Genomic DNA, 19,627 nt, shown 5'->3' on the forward strand with positions numbered 1-19,627 from the left:
ATGTGGATAAGTTCTCTCCAGCCGCTCGTGCCGGAGACCATCGGACTCGCCGCTCGGGGCAACTGACATCGACCTTTGAACCGTGCGCCAGCATGAGTATCATGCGTAATGTTGTTTCTTGTCAGCATGCCGTAAGTGATTGCAAAATAGAAGTATGAGAAAATACTTTAAGTCGTTCTCAACTCGTGGAGACGTCCCTCGCTACCGCAAGGTCGTGGGTCGCGCCGTCTCGCGCGACCGTCATCGGAAAGGCTCACGATGACTTTTCCACATGCCGCATTCGGCGGCCTGAGAGACCCGGGATGACCGACGGCGCCGCCGCCCCCGATCACGTCTACGTCCACGTGCCATTCTGTGGACGGCGCTGCGCTTACTGCGACTTCTCGATCGCGGTGAGGCGCGAGGTCCCGGTCCGTGCGTTCAATGACGCCATTATGGCGGAGTTGGTCACACGGAGGATCGGTCCGAATCCCGGACTCAAGACGCTCTACCTGGGCGGTGGGACGCCGTCGAAGCTCGGGGGTGACGGGCTCGCGGAGCTGGTGGCTTCCTTGAGGCTGCATCTCATGGGGGCGGACTTTTCAACATTCCCACAATCGGTCGAAATCACCGCCGAGGCGAACCCTGAGGACGTGACGCCGGAGAGCGCGGCGGCCTGGGCCGGCGCCGGCGTGAACCGGATCTCGCTCGGCGTCCAGACCTTCGATCCGACGGTGCTCTCGTGGATGCACCGATCGCACGGACCTGAGCTCGTGTCCGGTGCTGTCCAGCTTTTGCGCGAAGCCGGCATCGACAACATCTCGCTCGACCTGATCTTCGCGCTCCCGGCCGGACAGGCCCGCGACTGGACGGCGGATCTCCAGCGCGCCCTGTCGCTTCGGCCGACCCACGTTTCGCTCTATGGACTCACGGTGGAGCCGCATACCCCGCTCGGAAGGTGGCGTGATCGCGGGGTGGTGCAGGAGGCGCCGGAGGAGCGGTACGAGTCCGAGTTCCTCGAGGCGCACCGCGCGATGACGGCTGCCGGATTCGAGCATTACGAGGTCTCGAACTTCGGGCTGCCCGGGCTCCGGTCGCGCCACAACTCGTCCTACTGGACGGGCGTCCCGTACCTCGGGGTGGGCCCGTCGGCGCACGGGTTCGACGGGGGTGTCCGGCGCTGGAACGCGGCCGCGTACGCGGCCTGGGAGTCGGCGGTGGGGCGGGGCGAGGACCCCATGGAAGGGTCCGAATCGATCGGCGAGGCGGAGGCGATCGCCGAGGGGGTCTACCTCGGGCTCCGCACGACCGACGGCCTCGCCATCCGGCAAAAAGAACTGAAGACAGTTACTTCTTGGGTCGACCAAGGGTGGGGAACTCTCGACGGGCAGCGCCTCGTGCTCTCCGCCGAAGGCTGGCTGCGCCTCGACGCGATCGCCGCCGCCTTGACTTCGCTCCGAAGTCATTCGTAATCTTCGACTTATGGCACTCCACGAGCTCTCGGAACGCGAACGGCAAGTGCTCGAGGCCGTGGTCCGCTCTTATGTGGAGACGGCGGAGCCGGCCGGGTCGCGCACGATCTCGCGGCGGTTCGCCCTCGGCGTCTCCCCCGCGACCATCCGGAACACGATGTCGGATCTGGAGGAGAAGGGCTTCCTCTTCCATCCCCATACCTCGGCCGGGCGCATCCCCACGGACAAGGCCTATCGCGTCTACGTGGACGGGCTCATGCGCGTGGAGCCGCCGCCGGCGGCGGAGCGGGAGCAGCTCGCCGAACGGATCGCGAGCGGCGGGTCGGCCATCGAGACGATCCTGCGCCGGGCGGCGCAGTCGCTCGGCGTGCTCACCCAGGAGCTCGGGCTCGCCCTCGGACCCCGCCTTGACCAGACCATCCTGCTCCGGCTGGAGCTGGTCCGACTCTCGTCGGAGAAGCTGATCCTCGTCCTGACCCTGAAGGGCGGGACCGTCCGCACGATCTTCATCGAGATCCGGGGAGAGATCGCGGACGAGGCGATCGCGCTCGTCGAGCGCGTCCTGAACGAACGGCTGGCGGGACATTCGCTCGCCGACATCCGCGTGTCGCTGGGCTCCCGGCTCCGCGATGCCTCGCCCGGCGGCGACGCGTCGGAGCTGCTCAACATCTTCCTCCAGGAAGGCGACCAGCTCTTCGACGTGGGCGGGACCGCGCGGGAGGAGGAGGCGGTCGTGCTCGGCCAGGCGTCGGTGCTCGTCGAGCAGCCCGAGTTCGCGTCGGGCGAGTCGATGAAGCGGCTGATCGCGCTCACGGAGACGCGCGGGCATCTCGCGGCCGTCCTCCGGGACCGCACGGCGGCGCCCGGGGTGTCGATCACGATCGGTGACGAGCACGGCTCCCAGCTGCTGGGCGGCCTGACGCTGGTGACCGCCGAGTACCGGGCGGGGGGCCTGACCGGGGTGATCGGCGTCATCGGCCCCACGCGCATGCCGTACGAGAAGGTCATCTCGCTCGTCTCGCACACCTCGTCGCTCGTGTCCGACCTGCTGACGTGAGCGCGACGCGGGTGGACCCGGTCTTCCTCGAGTTCCAGCTCGCGGTGGCGGGCCGCTACTCGATCGACCGCGAGCTCGGCCGCGGCGGCATGGGGATCGTGTACCTCGCCCGCGAGGTCCAGCTCGACCGCCCGGTCGCCATCAAGCTCCTGCCGCCGGACCGGGCGACCGACGCCGAGGTCCGGGAGCGCTTCGTGCGCGAGGCGCGGCTGGCGGCCAAGCTCTCGCACCCGAACATCATCCCGATCTTCGCGGTGGACGAGGCGGAGGGGTTCGTCTTCTATGTGATGGCCTACGTGGACGGCGAGACGCTCGGCGAACGGGTGCGTCGCGCGGTCCGATGCCGGCGTCGGAGGCGACGCGGATCCTGCGCGAGGTGGCGTGGGCGCTCGGCCACGCGCACGGCCAGGGCGTGGTGCACCGCGACGTGAAGCCGGAGAACATCATGCTCGAGCGCGGCACCGGTCGCGCGCTCGTGACCGACTTCGGGATCGCGGCCGCGATCGGCGCCGACGAGGGCCCTGCCGTCGCGGGGACGCCGGAGTACATGAGTCCGGAGCAGGCGCTGGGCGGGGAGCTCGATGCGCGGAGCGACCTGTACGCGCTCGGTGTCACCGGCTATTTCCTCGTGTCGGGGCGGACCCCGTTCGCGGGGAAGCGCGCGGTGGATGTGGTCGCGCAGCAGGTCGCGTCGCCGGTGCCGCCGATCGCGTCGACCGGCGTCGCGGTGCCCCGACGACTGGCGCAACTCCTCGAGCGCTGTCTCGCGAAGTCGGCCGCCCAGCGGCCGGCGAGCGCGCAGGTCCTCGCCGAGCAGCTCGGGAGCGCGATCGAGGTGCGCCGTGAGGTGCCGGCGGTGCTGCGCGCGTTCGTGAAGCGCGACGGTCGCGTGGTGGGGCCAGGGTCGCTGGTCGCCGGCTACATGATGCTCCCCGCCTCCATCGGGCTCGCGATGGAGGTCGGGGCGTTCGCTGCCGTGGGCGTCGTCGTGACGACGTTGACCGTCATCCCGATCGGGGTGATGGCCGCGGGGGCGCGCGGACTCCTGCGTCGGGGGTTCACGCTGGCGGACCTCGCGTCGGCCTTCGATCACGAGATCGAGCAGTTGCGTGAGGAATACCATGCGGGAGGTCGCGTCGACCGCCCCCGGCTGCAGCGCGCGGCGGGCATCACCGCGATCGCAGGTTCCGCGCTTCTCCTGGCCGGGATCGCCCTCCCGTTCCCGTTCATCGGCATCAACTGGATCGGTCCCGCCGCCGCGCTCGTCGGCGGCGCGACGGCGCTCGGTGGCGCGCTCGTCCGTGCGGTGATCACGGGACGGCGACCGCACGCGGCGGTCGAGCGCTGGAAGAAGCTCTGGACCGGCCGGATCGGGCAGTTGGTCTTCGCGCTCGCCAAGCGACTCGGTGGGCGCCCGCTCGCCGGCGCGGCGACGACGCATCGCGCGACCGAGATGGCGATCGGGATGGCCGCCGACGAGCTGTTCGCGGCGCTCCCGAAGGAGACGCGGCAGTCCCTCGGCGATGTGCCGACGGTGATCGCCCGCTTGCAGGCGGACGCGACCGAGCTGCGGGCGGCGCTCGACCGGCTGCAGGATTCGCTCACCGACGCCGGCGAGGCGGCGAGCGGCGACGGCTACGCGGCGCTGCGCGCCCTGCGCGACGACGTCGCGACGCGGCACCGGCAGGTGATCACCGCCCTCGAGACGACGCGCCTCAACCTGCTCCGCCTGCACGCGGGGGCGATCAAGGTCGACGGCTTCACGACGCACGTCGATGCGGCGGGGGAGGTGTCGGCCGAAGTGCGCCGCCTGCTCGAGGCCCGCGGCGAGCTCGAACGCTTCCTCCGACTCCCATCCGCCCCGAGTCGGACACCGGCGTAGCGTCGGCACCGCGCTTGCACCCTACCCGTTAGCTTCCTCCACGGTCCCGCCAGAGCGGCAGGGACCGGTCACCCTGGCTGCAGACTATGGCGGACTTCTACTCCACGCTCGGCGTCGCCAAGACGGCGAGCGACGACGAGATCAAGCAGGCCTATCGCAAGCTCGCGATGCAGTACCACCCGGATCGCAACGGGGGGTCGAAGGAGGCCGAGGAGAAGTTCAAGGCGATCACCGAGGCGTACGACGTCCTGCGTGACCCGCAGAAGCGCGCGGCCTTCGACCGGTACGGTGAGGCGGGGCTGCGCGGCGGCGGTGGCGGGGCGGGCGGGTTCCATCACGTCGACCTCTCCGAAGCGCTCAACATCTTCATGCGGGACTTCGGGCTCGGCGACCTCTTCGGCGGCGCGGGCGGTGGCCGTGCGCAGTCGGGGCCGCGCGGTGGCGCCGACGTGAAGGTGGAGCTGGCCCTGACGATGCTCGAGGTCGCGACGGGCGTGAACAAGCAGGTGAAGATGAAGCTCCTCGATCCCTGCGAGCGCTGCACGGGGAAGGGGGCCGAGCCCGGCACGCAGACGCAGCGGTGTGCGACCTGCGGCGGCCAGGGCGAGGTACGCCGGGCGCAGCAGAGCTTCTTCGGGCAGTTCGTGAGCGTGGCCCCGTGCCCGACCTGCCGCGGCGAGGGCGTGATGATCCCGACGCCATGCAAGTCGTGCCGCGGCGAAGGGCGCCAGCGCGGCGAGCACTCGATCGACATCAAGATCCCGCCGGGCGTCTCGTCGGGGCAGTACATGCACCTGCGCGGCGTGGGCAACGCGGGCGTGCGCGGCGGGCCGCGCGGCGACGTGATCGTGGTGTTCGACGTCGTCGAGGACGAGCGTTTCGAGCGGGATGGCGAGGACCTCTACTGCGAGGTGCTCGTGACGTATCCGCAGTTGGTACTCGGCGCGGATGTCGACGTGCCCGGAGTGACCGGCCCGTTGTCGCTGCGCGTACCGGCGGGCACGCAGAGCGGACATGTCTTCACGATGCGAGGCCGCGGGCTGCCGCGCGTGAATGCGAGCGGCGTCGGTGACCTGCATGTGCGCATCCAGGTGTGGACGCCGCAGGAGCTCTCCAAGGCGGAGGAGAAGCTCGTCGAGCAGCTGCACGAGGTGATGGAGAAGGCGCCCGAGAAGCGGGAGAAGGGCTTCTGGGCGAAGATGAAAGAAGCCATCACCGGGTGAGCCGCCATGTGGCATCGCGTCCAGATCACGCCGTCGGTCGCTGACCGCGCCCCGGCCATCGCCGCCGCGATGTTCGCGGCGGGCGCCGAGGGCGTGCACGAGGACGCCGACCGCCTCGTCACGCACCTGCCCGCGGAGATGGACCCGCACGCCTTCGTGACGGCGGTGCGCGCGGTGGACGACGCGCTCGTGGTGGAGCACGCGGCGCTCGAGGACGTGGACTGGTCCGAGAAGTGGCGGGACCGGATCACGTCGCATCAGCTCGGGGCGCTGACGGTGACGCCGCCCTGGCTCGCCGAGGGGATGGACCCGGCGCGCACGGTGGTGATCGAACCGGCGATGGCGTTCGGGACGGGCGAGCACCCGACGACGCGCGGGGTGGTGCGGCTCATGCAGGCGGCGATCCGTCCCGGCGATTCCGTCGCCGACCTCGGGGCAGGGAGCGCGATCCTCGCGATCGCCGCGGTGAAGCTCGGCGCGGCGCGCGCCTTCGCCATCGAGATGGACCACGACTCGATCGCGAACGCCGAGGAGAACACCGAGCGGAACGGCGTGGCCGACCGGATCGCGGTGCTCGAGGGGAACGCGGAGGAACTGCTGCCGCTCGTCGCGCCGGCCCGGATGATCCTCGCGAACATCATCTCGTCGGTGCTGCTCGAGTTGCTGCCGCTGATCGCGGCGAGCCTCACGGCGGACGGCCAGGTGATCCTGAGCGGGATCCTGCTCGAGGAGCGCCCGCGGATGCTCGCGGCGCTCGCGGCGCATGGGTGGACGGTCGAGGCGGAGGATGCCGAGGACCAGTGGTGGAGCGTGCGGCTGCATCGCGCTCGCGCCTGACGGCCGGGCTGGCGAGATTCGTCGCGTGAGCCTCCCGACCTTCGTCACCGACGATCCCTTCGACGCCCCCGGCACCGTCACCCTCGGCGAGGATGCGGCCCATCACATGCGCGTGCGGCGCCTGGAGACGGGGGTGCGCGTGGGGCTCCTCGATGGCGCGGGGACGCGCGGCGAAGGGGTCCTGACGCAGCTCGCCAAGCGCCATGCGGTCGTGAGCGTCGAGCAGGCGGAGCAGGTGGAGCCGGCGCCCGCGGTGCACCTGCTGCTGCCGGTCGCGGACAAGGACCGCATGCTCTGGCTCGCGGAGAAGGCGACCGAGCTGGAGCTCGCGAGTTGGCGGCCGGTGCTGTATCGGCGCAGCAAGCACGTGAACCCGCGCGGCGAGGGCCCGACCTTCCAGCAGAAGGTGCGCGGCCGCATGGCGGCGGCATTGGAGCAGAGCCGCGGGGCATGGCTGCCGGTGTTGTTCCCCGATGCGACCGTGGAGCACGCGATCGCCGCGAGCGCACCCGGCGCGCGCGTCGTGCTCGAGCAGGGTGGAGCGAGCCTGTTCTCCGCGCTCACGCCGCTCCTCGCCGAGGCGCGATCGCGTGGGGCCGCGACCCCTGCGGTCACGATCGCCGTCGGGCCGGAGGGCGGATTCGAGCCGACCGAACTCGAGGCGCTCTCGGCGTCGGGATTCGTGCCGGTCCGCCTCGGCCGCAGCATCCTGCGGTTCGAGTCGGCTGCCGTGGCGGGGATCGCGGCGGTCCGGGCGATGCTGGATCTCGTGGGGGCGCCCGCGGCGGGCGTCGCCGACCTCAACGGAGTGACGTGATGTCCGACTGCCTGTTCTGCCGGATCGTGCGGGGCGAGATCCCCGCGACGAAGGTGGCCGAGAGCGAAGCGTGCCTCGCGTTCCGCGACATCAGCCCGCAGGCGCCGGTCCATGTGCTGGTGATCCCGAAGCGGCACTACCGGTCGCTGGAGGAGGTCCCGGACGCCTCGGTGGTGGGGGCGATGTCGATGCTGGCGCAGGAGGTGGCGCGGAGCGAGGGGATCGCGGCGAAGGGGTACCGGTGCGTGATCAACACCGGGGAGGACGGCGGGCAGACGGTCGGGCACATCCACCTGCATCTCCTCGGGGGCCGCGGCCACAAGTGGCCGCCGGGCTGAGCTTGCCCTAAGCCGAGCAGCGGCCTACGTTTAAGGGCTAACCACACCAAGTCCCCAGCCGGCGCACAAACGCCACGAAGGGGGGAAATCCAGTTTGTCGGAAGTCATCATCCACGAAGACGAGAACTTCGAGCGCGCGCTGAAGCGCTTCAAGAAGAAGTGCGAGAAGGCCGGGATCCTCAGTGATCTGCGGAAGCATCGCCACTACGAGAAGCCGAGCGAGAAGCGGAAGCGGAAGCTCAACGCGGCGCAGCGCAAGAACCGTCGTACGCGTTCGCACTGATGTCCGAGTTGGCTGCGCGGCTGCAGGGCGAGCTCAATGGCGCCCGCAAGGCGCAGGACAAGTCCCGTGTCCTGCTGCTGGGCACCGTGCTGTCGGAGATCAAGAATCGCGAGATCGAGGTCAAGCGGGCCCTCACCGACGAGGATGTCGTCGAGGTGATCCGCAAGGCGATCAAGCGTCGGCGGGAGTCCGTCGAGATGTATGAACAGGCTGGACGCGGCGAGCTCGCCGCGAACGAGCGGCAGGAGGCGGAGACCCTCGAGGTCTGGCTTCCTGCCGCTCCGTCCGATGACGAGGTCCGCGCCGCGGTGCGCGAGGCGATCGCCGGCGGGGCCAAGGCGATCGGCCAGGTGATGGGGAAGGTGATGCCCCGGTTCAAGGGGCGCCTCGACGGCAGCGTGATCAACCGCATCGCGCGCGAGGAACTCGGGCCCCCCGCGTGAGCTTCCAGGCGCACGCCCTCGAGGTCCTCGAGTTCGCGCGGCTCCTGGATCATGTGGCCGGTCACGCGTCGAGCACTCCGGGCGCAGCGCGCATCCGCGCGCTGCGCCCGTTGCGCGTGGGCGGGACCCATCTCGACCGCGCCGACGCGCTCGACGCCCTGCGCCAGGAACACATGCGCGTCGCAGCGATGCGCGCGCTGGTCACGAGCGAGGGCGGTTGGCGGTCGGAGGCGGTGCCCGACCTCACCGAGGCGCTCGCGCGCCTCCGGGTCCCGGGCACGTCCTGGAACGGCCGGGAGCTCCGGAGCGCGATCGTGCTCCTCCAGTCGTCGCGGCGGACGCAGGCGGCGCTGCAGGACGAGTCGAAGCATCCGGCGGCGCGCGCACCGCTCGCGCGCTACGCCGCGGCGTTGATCGCCCGCCCGGCGATCGAGCAGCGCCTGGAGCAGGTCCTCACCGAGGACGGCGACCTCAAGGACGACGCCTCGCCGGCGCTGCGCCGGATCCGGCGCGAGATGCGCGGCGCCGAAGGCGAGTTGGTCCGCCTCCTCGAGCGCCTCATGTCGCGCCTCGAGGACCACCACCGCGTGGACGACGCGTCGGTCACGCTCCGCAACGGCCGCTACGTGATCCCGGTGCGACGTGAGGGACGCGTGGTGATCGGCGGGATCGTGCATGACAGCTCGCACTCGGGCCAGACGCTCTTCGTCGAGCCGCCCGCGGCGGTGGAGGCGGGCAACCGCATCCGCGAGCTCGAGGCCGAGGAGATGGCGGAGTGCGAGCGGATCCTCCTCGAGCTCACCGAGACGCTGCGGCCCGAACGTCCGGCGCTGCTCGACGCGCTCGAGGCGCTCATCGCGCTCGATGCGCTCTACGGGCGCGCGCGGTATGCGCTGGCGGCGAAGTGCCACGACGCGGAGCTGGTCGCCGCGGTGGACGGCTTCTCGGTGGTCGAGGGCCGCCACCCGTTGCTGCTCGCGCAGGGCATCGCCGTGGTGCCGTTCACGCTCGCGATGGCCCCGGACGAGCGGACCCTGCTCGTCTCGGGACCGAACACCGGTGGCAAGACGGTGCTGCTCAAGGCGCTCGCGCTCTGCGCGCTCATGGTGCAGAGCGGCATCCCCGCGCCGGTGGGACCGGAGACGCGGTTGCCGTGCTTCGACGACGTCTTCGCCGACATCGGCGACGAGCAGTCGCTGGAGGCCTCGCTCTCCACCTTCAGCGCCCACCTGAAGCACCTCACGGCGATCATCGAGCAGGCCTCGTCCGACGCGCTCGTGCTGATCGACGAGCTCGGGTCGGGCACCGACCCGCTCGAAGGGGCCGCCCTCGGCGGGGCGATCCTCGAGGCCCTCACGCGGCGCGGCACGACGACGATCGCGACGACGCACCTGGGCGCGCTCAAGGAGCTCGCGAGCGAGGTGCCGGGCGTGGTGAACGCCTCGCTCCAGTTCGACGCCGAGCGTCTCGCGCCGACGTACCGCCTCATCAAGGGGATCCCCGGGCGCTCGTACGGTCTCGCCATCGCGCAGCGGCTCAACATGCCGGCGGCGGTGCTGCAGCGCGCCGAGGAGCGGGTGCCGCGGATGGAGCGCGACCTGAGCGCGTTGCTCGCCGACGTCGAGCGGCGCGCGGCCGCGCTCGGCACGCGCGAGCGGGAGGTCGCCGAGCAGCAGGACGACCTGCAGTATCGCGCGGCGAAGCTCGCCGAACGTGAGCGGGTGCTCAAGGAGAAGGAGCGCGACTACGAGCGCGAACAGCGGCGCGATACCCGCCGCTACCTGCTCGAGGCGCGGAAGGAGGTCGAGCGCACGATCAAGGAACTCAAGGCGGCCGGGGCCGCCTCGATCGACGCGACGGCGGCGGACGCGCGACGGCTCCTCGAGGCGCGGGCAGCGGGTGAGCAGGAGGCGCTGGAGAAGCTCGAGGCGGCCGAGCGGGTCGCGGCGATCGCCGCCGCGCGGGAGCGCGCCGATGCCGCGGACGCGTCGACCGCCGATGCGCGCGGCGTCGCGCTCGCGGTGGGCGATGCGGTCGCGCTCGGCACGCTCGGCGGCAAGATCGGCAAGCTGCTCGACGTGCGCGGCAACGACGCCGTGGTCGCGGTCGGCGCGATGAAGCTCACCGTGCCGTTCGACACGCTCCGCCGGATGTCCGCGCGCCACCTGAAGGACGACCGCGTGGAGGTGGCGATCATCGACGTGCCCGACGTCGAGGTCCGCACCGAGGTGGACGTGCGCGGGATGCGCGTGCACGAGGTCGATGATGCGGTCCTGCAGGCGCTCGACGCGGCCATCCGCGCCGACCTCCAGTCGCTGCGCATCATCCATGGCAAGGGGACCGGGGCGCTCCGCGAGCGCGTGAACCAGATGCTCAAGCGCGAGAAGCGCGTGAAGCAGTTCCGGCTCGGCGCCTGGAACGAGGGCGGCGCCGGCGTGACCGTCGCGGAGTTCACATGATCCCCGACGAGGTGGTCGAGCAGGTCGCGCAGCAGGCGGACATCGTCGCGATCATCAGCGAGCATGTGCGCCTGAAGAAGACCGGGTCGGTGTGGCGCGGACCCTGCCCGTTCCACCAGGGGACGAACGCGAACTTCTCGGTCGTGCCCGGGCGCGGGTACACCTGCTTCGTCTGCGGCGAGAAGGGGTCGGTCTTCACCTTCGTGCAGAAGCGCCTCGGGATGAGCTTCGTGGAGGCGGTGAAGTACGTCGGCGAGAAGTGCGGCGTGGAGGTGAAGGAGACCGAGCGCAAGCGCGAGGGGCCGGATCCGCGCGAGCCGATGTGGGAGCTGCAGGCGACGGTCGGCGAGTACTTCTCCCGCGTGCTGTGGGATGCGCCGGGCGGGCAGGCGGCGCGCGACTATCTCGCGAGCCGCGACGTGCCGCGCCCGCTCGCCGAGCGGTTCGGCATCGGCTTCGCGCCGCGCGAGCTGGGCGCGATGCGCGCGCACCTCAACGGCCTCGGCTACGACGACGCGCGGCTCCTCGCGGCCGGGCTCCTGGTGAAGCGCGAGGAGAACGAGGAACCGCGTCCGCGGTTCCGCGACCGGCTGATGTTCCCCATCCACGACGCGAGCGGGCACCTCGTCGGGTTCGGAGGACGCCTGCTCGGGCCGGGCGAGCCGAAGTACCTGAACTCGGCCGACTCCGAGATCTTCAACAAGGGGAAGATCCTCTACCACCTGCACCAGGCGCGGAACCCGATCCGTCGGGACGATCGCGTGATCCTGGTGGAGGGGTACTTCGACGCGCTCCGGCTCGTGGCGGCGGGGGTCGAGAGCGTGGTGGCGCCGATGGGGACCGCGCTCACCGAGCAACAGGCGGAACTGCTCGGGCGATACGCGCGACAGGTGTTCCTGCTCTACGATTCCGACGCGCCCGGACAGAAGGCGACCTTCCGCGCCGCGGACGTGCTGCTGGCGAAGGGGTTGGAGGTGCGCGTGGTGACCCTCCCCGAGGGCGAGGATCCCGACACCTTCGTGCGCAAGAACGGCCGCGACGCGGTGGAGCGGCTGCTCGAAGGGGCGATGGACGTGTTCGACCGGAAGGTGCAGCTGCTCGAGCGCGCCGGCTGGTTCAGCGACCTGCAGCACAAGCGGCGCGCGCTCGACCGGCTGCTGCCGACCATCCGCGCGGCGACCGACCCGGTGACACGCGATCTCTACCTCGCGCGCGCGGCGCAGGCGGCCGGCATCGCGCGCGAGGTGCTGCTGAGCGAGCTGCACACGGTCCGGCGGGGCAGCGGCGTGCGGACGACCACGCGGCCCGCCGCGTCGCCGGCGGCTCCGTCGCGCGCGCGCGGTCGTGACGGCCCGCCGGACGACTTCGCGCCGATCGAGGATGCCGACGGGCCCGGCATGCCCGGGCACGATCCGCTGCCGACCGGTCCGTACAAGTCCGAGGTGGAGCAGGGGAACGCCGAGCAGACCCTCATCCGGGTGCTCCTCACGCAGCCGATCTGGCAGGACCAGATCATCGAGGAGCTCGGGAAGATCGAGGCCGAGGAGATGCCCGAGGGCGAGGGAGACTCGGACGCGCTCGGCGAGGAGTCGCCGGGCGTGCTGCGCGACCCGATCTACCGGGCGATCTACGAGGCGGTGATGCAGCACGGCGCCGACGCGGCGCCCGAGACGATCGCCGAGGTGCTGACGCCGTACGCCGTGCGGGTGTACGAGGACCTGCGGGGCGAGAAGGAGGCGGTGGTCGACGCGAAGAAGAGCATCGCGGACGGGGTGCGGAAGCTGCGCGCGCGGTCCGTGGATGCGCGGATCCGGTCGCTCGAGTCGCTGCTGCGGATCGCGAGCGAGGCGGAGAAGGACCGGATCAACCTGGCCATCAAGCGCCTGACGGACGAGAAGCGGTCGCTCGGGGTGCAGAGCTGGGGGAGCATGCGGGGCCGGCGCTGACCGGCGCCATCCGGCGGGCGGACCGCCGGGCGACGCAGGACGCGGGAAAGAATCTGCTGGACGGGAGTGGAGCTTCGCCCGGTTTCAATGCACCTTTAGTCGTGGCGTCCGCGCGTCCTGCGACCGCGCACGCTTTCTGCCTCCTGCCTTCCGCCTTCTGCCTTCTCCCATGTCCGATATCCAGTCCCTGCTCGCACTCCAGAACGACGACCTCGCGATCCACGACCTCGAGACGCGCCTCGCGGCGCTGGAGCCGCGGATCCGCGAGCTCGATGCGCGGCGGCAGCGGATCGTCGACACGATCGAGCGGCAGTCGGGGATGGTGGCAGGGGAGGAGAAGAAGCAGGCGTTCCTGCGCGACAAGATCCAGGAGCATCGCGGGCTGATCGACCGGAACCAGGCGCAGCTCGACGCGGTGAAGACGATGCGGCAGGCGACGGCGGCCGCGGCGCAGATGGAGCAGGCGAAGAAGATCGTCGCGGGGGAGGAGAGCGACCTCCTCGCGCTCAGCCGGAAGCTGGAGGAGCTGCGCGGGGTGCTCACCGCCGCGAAGAAGGACCTCGAGGCGTGCGAGGCGGAGCAGGCGGCGGCGCGGACCGAGGTCGCCGCCGAGCGCGCGACGATCGACGGGGCCTTGCGTCGGCGCAGGCGAGGCGGCAGGAGACGGCGGCGGCGGTCCCGGCCGCGCTCCGCTCGCGCTATGACCGGATCCGCAACAAGAAGCGCGTCCTCGTGGTCGTGCCGCTCACCGCGCTCTCGTGCGGCGCGTGCGACACCGCGATCCCGATGCAGCGCCGGCATGCGATGATGGCGGGCAACGTGATCGAGCTGTGCGAGGTCTGCGGCGTGCTGATGTACCACCAGGTGTGAGGCACGTCCGGCCCGCGGCGCGCTGGGAAGGCGTCCCGCCCGCGCCGGAGGGGATCGCCGAACGTCTCGCCGCCGCCTTGCGGCCCGATGGCGCCCGACCGGGACAGGCGGCCGTGCCGATCGCGATCTGCCGGCTCCTCGCGGCGCGCGGCGTCCACGATGTCGAGACGGCGAAGCGGTTCCTCCGTCCCGCGCTGGAGCAGGTCGAGTCCCCTGAGCAGCTCGCCGACCTGCCGCGCGCCGCGGACCGATTGGTGGCGGCGATCCAGCGCGGCGAGCCCATCCTCGTCCACGGGGACTACGACGTCGACGGCATCTGCTCGACGACCCTGATGACGCGCGCCCTGCGCGCGCTCGGCGGTCAGGCGATCCCGTTCATCCCGGATCGGTTGAAGGACGGCTACGACCTCGGCGCGGCCGGCGTCGCCGCGGCGCGGGCCGCGGGAGCGAAGGTCGTGCTGACCTGCGACTGCGGCACCACCGCGGTCGCACCGGCGCGCGACCTGCTGGCGTCGGGCATCGACCTGATCGTGACCGATCATCACCTGCCGGGCGCCGAGCTCCCGGTGACCTTCGCGCTCGTGAATCCGCGGCGCGCCGACTGTCCGTCGCTCGACAAGGACCTCGCGGCCGTGGGCGTCGCGTACAAGCTGGCGCTGGCGGTGACGCGCCGACTGGGCGGCGACGAGGGGGTGGTGCACGAGATGCTCGACCTCGTCGCCCTCGCGACCGTCGCCGACGTGGCGCCGCTGCGCGGGGAGAACCGCGTGTTCGTGCGACTCGGGCTCAAGCGCATGCAGGAGACGCGGAACCTCGGGCTCCGCGCGCTCATCCGGGCGGCGCGGCTCGACGCGAAGCCGCTGACGGCGGGACGGATCGGCTTCACCCTCGCGCCGCGGCTCAATGCGCTCGGGCGCCTGCGCCAGGCGCTGCGCGGGGTGGAACTGCTGATGGCGGAGACCGAGTCCGCCGCGAACGCGATCGCGCGCGAGTGCGAGGAGCTGAACGAGGCGCGGCAGGCGATGGATCGCGGGATCCTCGACGAGGCGATGCGGCGGATCGACGCGATGGACCTCGACGCGACGTGGGGGATCGTCCTCGACTCCACGGACTGGCATCCCGGCGTGATCGGGATCGTGGCGTCGCGCGTGGTGGAGCGGACGGCGCGCCCGGCGATGATGATCGCGGTGCAGGACGGGGTGGGGAAGGGGAGCGGCCGGTCGATCTCGGCCTTCGACCTGCACCACGCGCTGCAGCAGTGCTCCGACCTGCTGGTGAAGCATGGCGGACACCGCGCGGCCGCGGGGCTCACGATCGTGCCGGCGCGCATCCCGGAGTTCGCGGCGCGGTTCAACGCGGTCGCCCGCGCGACGCTCACGCCCGAGGATCTCGTGCCGCGCCTGCGCACCGACCTCGAGCTGCCGCTCGACGAGGCCGACGCCGACTTCGAACGCGCGCTCCGGCACCTCGAGCCGTTCGGGGTGGGGAACCCGGGTCCGGTGCTGGTCTCGCGCGGCGTGCGGGTGGTGGGGACACCGCGGAAGATCGGGACCGATGGCCTCAAGGTCTCGCTCGAGACCTCGCGCGGTCCGCTCGACGGCGTGGCGTGGGGCATGGCGGCGCGGGCGGGCGAGCTGCGCGCGGGCGAGCGCGTGGACCTCGCGTACCGGATCGACGTGAACGAGTACCAGGGCGCGAAGACGCTCCAGGCGGTCGTGCAGGACTTCCGCGCGCCGCGCCCCGACGGGGCCTGAGGGTGTCGGAGCTGCGGATCGTCGCGGGCGAGTGGCGCGGGCGTCGGATCGCGGTGCCGAAGGGCAACGTGCGACCGACCGCGGACCGGGTGCGCGAAGCGTGGATGAGCATCGTCCTGCCGGCGATCGACGGGGCGCGCGTGGTGGACCTCTGCGCGGGGTCGGGTGCGCTCGGGCTCGAGGCGCTGTCGCGGGGCGCCGCCCGGTGCGACTTCGTCGAGCAGGATCCGCGCGTGCTCACGACCCTCCGCCAGAACATCGCGGCGCTCGACGCGGCCGACCGGGCGGTGGTGCACCGCGGGGCGGCACTGGCGCAGGTGGAGCAGGCGATGCCGCCGGGGGCCGACGCACCCTGGGATGTCGCCTTCGCCGACCCGCCGTACCACAAGGGATCCGCGCTCGCGCTCGCGGAGCGCTGGCTCCGGGCGCCCTTCGCGACGATCTTTGGGGTCGAACACGAGGCGGGCCTCGTGTTGCCGCCCGCCGGACCGGGGCAGCGGCAGGACCGCCGGCAGTACGGCGACACGGCGATCACCTTCTATCGCATGGACAGCTGACGATGCCCAAGGTGGCCCTGTACGCGGGGAGCTTCGACCCGATCACGAACGGGCACGCCGACCTCATCCGGCGCTCGCTGCGGTTCGTCGACCGGCTGGTGGTGGGGGTCGCGGTCAACATCTCCAAGCAGCCGCTCTTCTCCATCGAGGAGCGCATCGCGCTCATCCGCGCGGCGCTCGATGACGACCGGCGCGTGGAGGTGCGCAGCTTCAGCGGGCTCGTGGTCGATTTCGCGCGCGAGGCCGGCGCGCAGATCGTGCTGCGCGGCCTGCGCGCGGTGGCCGACTTCGAGTACGAGTACCAGATGGCCCTGATGAACCGGCATCTCGCCCCGATGCTCGAGACGATGTTCATGGTGCCGTCCCTGGAAGTGAGCTACGTGAGTTCCTCGCTCGTCCGCGAGGTCGCCCGCTTCGGCGGCGACATCGACGCGCTCGTCCATCCCGCGGTCGCGCGGGCGTTGCGCGAGAAGTACCAGTCGTCATCTTTCACGTCGAACCCCGGCCCGAGCGCCACATGAGCCTGCAGGTCACGAAGTCCGGCGACGTCGTCGTCATCGAGATCGACGGTCAGCTGATCGTCGGCAATCGTCAGGAACTGAAGCAGAAGGTGCTCGACGAGGCGGAGGGCGGGGCCCGCAAGGTGCTCATCGACTTCGCCAAGGCGGGCTACATCGACAGCTCCGGGCTGGGCGTGCTCGTCTCGCTCGCCAAGCGGCTGCGCGAGCTCGGCGGCGACCTGCGCCTCGCGAACCTCAACGACGACCTGCAGACGCTGTTCGAGCTCACCAAGCTCGACTCGCTCTTCCAGATCAGCGACACGCGAGAGCGCGCCCTCGAGAGCTTCTAGATGGGGTCGGCGACCGCGCTGGACCTCCGCTTCCCGAGCGACGTCCAGCAGATCGAGGGGATCGTGGCGCAGGTGGTGCGCCGCTGCCGTGAATGCCGGTTCGAGGGGCGCCAGCTCTCGCTGAACGTCCCGGTCGCGCTCACCGAGGCGCTGTCCAACGCGATCCTCCGCGGCAACGGCGAGGACGCGGCGAAGCTCGTGCGCGTCCGCGCCGAGGTGAGCGAGATCCGCCTGGTCCTCGAGGTGGAGGACGAGGGGAACGGGTTCGACCTCGACGCGTGCACGAGCAACCCGAACCTCCCCGAGAACCTGGAGCGCGAGGACGGGCGCGGGCTCTACCTCATGCGGTCGCTCATGGACCGCGTCGAGGCGTACCGCGGCGACGGCAACGTCGTGCGGCTCACGCTGCATCGGCGCTGAGCGGGGCGCGGTGAGCGACCTGGCGCGCGTCCTCGAGGCCTTCAGCGAGGCGTACGGCTGCGGGGCCGTCCTCTGGACGCGCGCGTCGGCGGAGGCACCGCTCGAGGTCGCGGCGACGTCGGGCGGGGACGTGACGCCCCCCGCGCTCGACTTCCTCTCGCATGACGAGGTCATCCGCTCGCGCGAGACGGCGCTGGGTCGCCAGCTCGTCGCGCGGATCCCCGGCCGCACCCGCGCCTGGCTTGGGGTCGGACCGGTCGCCGACGACGACGCCGAGCCGACGCGCTGGATGAAGGTGCTCGTCCCCGCACTCTCCCAGATGCTCCAGAGCCAGTGGGAATCGAGCCGCGCCGCCGACGAGCTCGCGGAGCGCTACGAGGAGATCAATCTCCTCTATTCGATCAGCGAGATCCTCGGGCGCACGGTGACGCTCGAGGACGCCGCGCGCACGATCCTCCTGGAAGTGGCGGAGACGGTGGGCGCCGAGTACGGCGCCCTGCTGGTCCACGATGCGGGTCCGGGGTTGCTGCGCCCCGTCGTCTCGCTCCGCGTGAAGGGCGCCGGCGCGGCGCCGCCGATCCCCACCGACGACCCGATCAGTCCCACGGCGCGCGTCTTCCGCACACGGGCGGCGCTGCTCGTGAACTCCGGCGTGCTCGAGAGCGAGTACGAGGCGCCGTTCCGCGAGGGAGCGATGCTCACCGTGCCCATCGTGTGGACGACGCCCGACGGGGGGATCCCGCTCGGGGTGGTCTGCCTCTCGGGGCGCCGGGGCGGGGCCGCCTTCAGTGCGGGGGACGAGAAGCTGGTCGCGGCGGTCGGATCGCAGATCGGGACGGCGATCCAGAACGCGCGGCTCGTCCGCGCGTCCATCGACCAGGAACGGCTCGCGTCGGAGATGCGGCTGGCGCACGACCTCCAGTTGCGCCTCCTGCCGCCGGGGCACGCGGTCGCGCCCGACGCGATCTGCGCGGCGCGCGTCGAAGCGGCCGACGGCGTCGGCGGCGACTTCTACCATCTGTTCCGCCTCGGCAATGGCCGCGTCGGCGTGCTCATCGGCGATGTGTCCAGCCACGGCTACCGGGCCGCGCTGATCATGGCGCTCGTCATGAGTGCGGCCGCGATCCATGCGCAGACGACCGCGGATCCGGCCGAGACCGTGCAGGCGCTGCTCGCGACGGTCGAGGAGGAGCTGCACGAGACCGAGATGTTCCTCAGCCTCTGCTATGTCGTGATCGACCGCGAGAAGGGCACGATCCGGTGGACGAACACCGGGCATCCGCATGCGTTCGTGATCGGTGCCGACGGCGAGGCGGTGCGCCTCGAGGCGACCGATCCGCCGCTCGGGCTCGGGCCGGAAGGGCTCCATGGGGCGCAGCGGGCGTGGCAGGCGAGCGACCTGCTCGTGATGTTCACCGATGGCGTGAGCGACGCGCGCGACGCGCGAGGGACGGGCCTCGGCGAGCCGCGCGTGCTCGACGTGCTGCGCGCGCGGCGCCGCGAGGTCCCGTCGCGGATCATCGATGGCGTCTTCGCGCTCGTCGAAGGGCACATGGGCCGCATGCGCCCGCATGACGACCAGGCGGTCGTCGTCCTGCGCACTGCCTGACCGGCGCCGTGTCGCTCCCGCGCGCCAAGAAGCGCCTCGGCCAGCACTTCCTCTCCGATCCGCGACTGCTGGCGCGCATCGCCGACGCCGTCGGCGCGACGCGCGATGATACCGTGATCGAGATCGGTCCCGGGCGGGGCGCGCTCACCTCGGCCTTGCTGGAGCGCGCCGGCCGGGTGATCGCCATCGAGCTCGATCGCGATCTCGCCCCGCTGTTGCGTGAGCGCTGGGGCGCGGAGCCGCGGTTCGCCCTCGTGGAGGGGGACGTGCTCGCCCAGGACCTCGGCGCCCTGGCCGGTGGCGCGTATCTGCTCGCCGGGAACGTGCCCTACAACATCACGACGCCCATCCTGTTCCACGCGATGCGGCGTCCGCGACCGGCGCGCGCGGTGTACCTGGTGCAGCGCGAGGTGGCGGATCGCATCGTCGCACCGCCGGGCCACGACGACTACGGTGCGCTCTCCGTGAACGTGCAGGCGCTCGCGCGGGCGGAGCTGCTCTTCGGCGTGCCCGCGCGGGCGTTCTCTCCGCCGCCCAAGGTGGAGTCCGCCGTGGTGCGGATCACGCCGCGGACCGATCCCGTGGTCACGGAGGCCGAGGAGGAGCCGTATCGGCTCCTCGTGCAGGGCGCGTTCGGTCTCCGGCGGAAGCAGCTGCGGCGCGTACTGCGCACGCTCTGGTCGCTCGACGCCGACGCCGCGGACCGTGTGCTGGCGGCGGCGCGGCTCGACGGGGATCTGCGTCCCGAGGTGCTCTCGGCGGACGACTTCGCTCGCCTGTTGCGGGCGCGCTGAGCGGGGAAACCGCAGGGGTCGCGGGGACCGCGCGCGC

Annotated in this window: 20 protein-coding genes; all 20 read left to right on the plus strand. The window is 71.6% G+C overall.

Going from position 1 to position 19,627, the window contains the following annotated elements; genetic code table 11:
* Positions 1-302: 302 nt before the first annotated feature.
* Positions 303-1,451: a radical SAM family heme chaperone HemW gene (hemW, locus tag IPJ78_14390; GenBank protein MBK7907730.1), complete on the plus strand. Its 1,149-nt coding sequence runs from the start codon at positions 303-305 to the stop codon at positions 1,449-1,451.
* 10 nt (positions 1,452-1,461) lie between these two features.
* The gene (gene hrcA, locus IPJ78_14395) at positions 1,462-2,508 is read left to right on the plus strand and encodes a heat-inducible transcription repressor HrcA (GenBank protein MBK7907731.1); all 1,047 of its coding nucleotides are present in this window, start codon (positions 1,462-1,464) and stop codon (positions 2,506-2,508) included.
* Complete coding sequence (locus IPJ78_14400; protein ID MBK7907732.1) at positions 2,505-2,939, plus strand: protein kinase; 435 nt, start codon at positions 2,505-2,507, stop codon at positions 2,937-2,939. Before hrcA ends, IPJ78_14400 begins: the two co-directional genes overlap by 4 nt.
* Positions 2,849-4,390: a serine/threonine protein kinase gene (locus tag IPJ78_14405; GenBank protein MBK7907733.1), complete on the plus strand. Its 1,542-nt coding sequence runs from the start codon at positions 2,849-2,851 to the stop codon at positions 4,388-4,390. The genes IPJ78_14400 and IPJ78_14405 overlap by 91 nt, the downstream gene beginning before the upstream one ends.
* Positions 4,391-4,476: 86 nt before the next feature.
* Positions 4,477-5,613: a molecular chaperone DnaJ gene (gene dnaJ / locus IPJ78_14410; GenBank protein MBK7907734.1), complete on the plus strand. Its 1,137-nt coding sequence runs from the start codon at positions 4,477-4,479 to the stop codon at positions 5,611-5,613.
* A 6-nt stretch (positions 5,614-5,619) separates the two neighbouring features.
* Entirely contained in the window at positions 5,620-6,450 is an 831-nt protein-coding gene (locus IPJ78_14415) for a 50S ribosomal protein L11 methyltransferase (protein ID MBK7907735.1), read from the plus strand.
* Between the two features lie 25 nt (positions 6,451-6,475).
* The gene (locus IPJ78_14420; protein MBK7907736.1) at positions 6,476-7,267 is read left to right on the plus strand and encodes an RsmE family RNA methyltransferase; all 792 of its coding nucleotides are present in this window, start codon (positions 6,476-6,478) and stop codon (positions 7,265-7,267) included.
* A complete protein-coding gene (locus IPJ78_14425) occupies positions 7,267-7,605 on the plus strand; it encodes a histidine triad nucleotide-binding protein (GenBank protein MBK7907737.1) in 339 nt (112 codons plus the stop codon). Before IPJ78_14420 ends, IPJ78_14425 begins: the two co-directional genes overlap by 1 nt.
* A gap of 94 nt (positions 7,606-7,699) precedes the next feature.
* Entirely contained in the window at positions 7,700-7,888 is a 189-nt protein-coding gene (locus IPJ78_14430; GenBank protein ID MBK7907738.1) for a 30S ribosomal protein S21, read from the plus strand.
* Complete coding sequence (locus IPJ78_14435; protein MBK7907739.1) at positions 7,888-8,331, plus strand: GatB/YqeY domain-containing protein; 444 nt, start codon at positions 7,888-7,890, stop codon at positions 8,329-8,331. Before IPJ78_14430 ends, IPJ78_14435 begins: the two co-directional genes overlap by 1 nt.
* Positions 8,328-10,790, plus strand: a complete 2,463-nt coding sequence (locus tag IPJ78_14440; GenBank protein ID MBK7907740.1) for a Smr/MutS family protein — start codon at positions 8,328-8,330, stop codon at positions 10,788-10,790. Before IPJ78_14435 ends, IPJ78_14440 begins: the two co-directional genes overlap by 4 nt.
* A complete protein-coding gene (locus IPJ78_14445; protein MBK7907741.1) occupies positions 10,787-12,736 on the plus strand; it encodes a DNA primase in 1,950 nt (649 codons plus the stop codon). The genes IPJ78_14440 and IPJ78_14445 overlap by 4 nt, the downstream gene beginning before the upstream one ends.
* A gap of 169 nt (positions 12,737-12,905) precedes the next feature.
* Positions 12,906-13,544: a hypothetical protein gene (locus IPJ78_14450; GenBank protein MBK7907742.1), complete on the plus strand. Its 639-nt coding sequence runs from the start codon at positions 12,906-12,908 to the stop codon at positions 13,542-13,544.
* Positions 13,545-13,602: 58 nt separating this feature from the next.
* Entirely contained in the window at positions 13,603-15,360 is a 1,758-nt protein-coding gene (recJ, locus tag IPJ78_14455; GenBank protein MBK7907743.1) for a single-stranded-DNA-specific exonuclease RecJ, read from the plus strand.
* Positions 15,361-15,371: 11 nt separating this feature from the next.
* Positions 15,372-15,917 carry a 16S rRNA (guanine(966)-N(2))-methyltransferase RsmD gene (gene rsmD / locus IPJ78_14460; protein ID MBK7907744.1) on the plus strand — a complete coding sequence of 182 codons (546 nt, stop codon included), beginning with the start codon at positions 15,372-15,374 and terminating at the stop codon, positions 15,915-15,917.
* Between the two features lie 2 nt (positions 15,918-15,919).
* The gene (gene coaD / locus IPJ78_14465; GenBank protein ID MBK7907745.1) at positions 15,920-16,438 is read left to right on the plus strand and encodes a pantetheine-phosphate adenylyltransferase; all 519 of its coding nucleotides are present in this window, start codon (positions 15,920-15,922) and stop codon (positions 16,436-16,438) included.
* A complete protein-coding gene (locus IPJ78_14470; protein ID MBK7907746.1) occupies positions 16,435-16,767 on the plus strand; it encodes an STAS domain-containing protein in 333 nt (110 codons plus the stop codon). Before coaD ends, IPJ78_14470 begins: the two co-directional genes overlap by 4 nt.
* Positions 16,768-17,187 carry an ATP-binding protein gene (locus IPJ78_14475; protein MBK7907747.1) on the plus strand — a complete coding sequence of 140 codons (420 nt, stop codon included), beginning with the start codon at positions 16,768-16,770 and terminating at the stop codon, positions 17,185-17,187.
* Between the two features lie 10 nt (positions 17,188-17,197).
* Positions 17,198-18,796, plus strand: coding sequence for a SpoIIE family protein phosphatase (locus tag IPJ78_14480; GenBank protein MBK7907748.1), 1,599 nt, complete (start codon positions 17,198-17,200; stop codon positions 18,794-18,796).
* A gap of 8 nt (positions 18,797-18,804) precedes the next feature.
* Positions 18,805-19,590: a ribosomal RNA small subunit methyltransferase A gene (rsmA, locus tag IPJ78_14485; GenBank protein MBK7907749.1), complete on the plus strand. Its 786-nt coding sequence runs from the start codon at positions 18,805-18,807 to the stop codon at positions 19,588-19,590.
* Positions 19,591-19,627 lie beyond the last annotated feature (37 nt).

The sequence above is a fragment of the Gemmatimonadota bacterium genome (assembly GCA_016714015.1).
Lineage (GTDB): Bacteria > Gemmatimonadota > Gemmatimonadetes > Gemmatimonadales > Gemmatimonadaceae > Pseudogemmatithrix.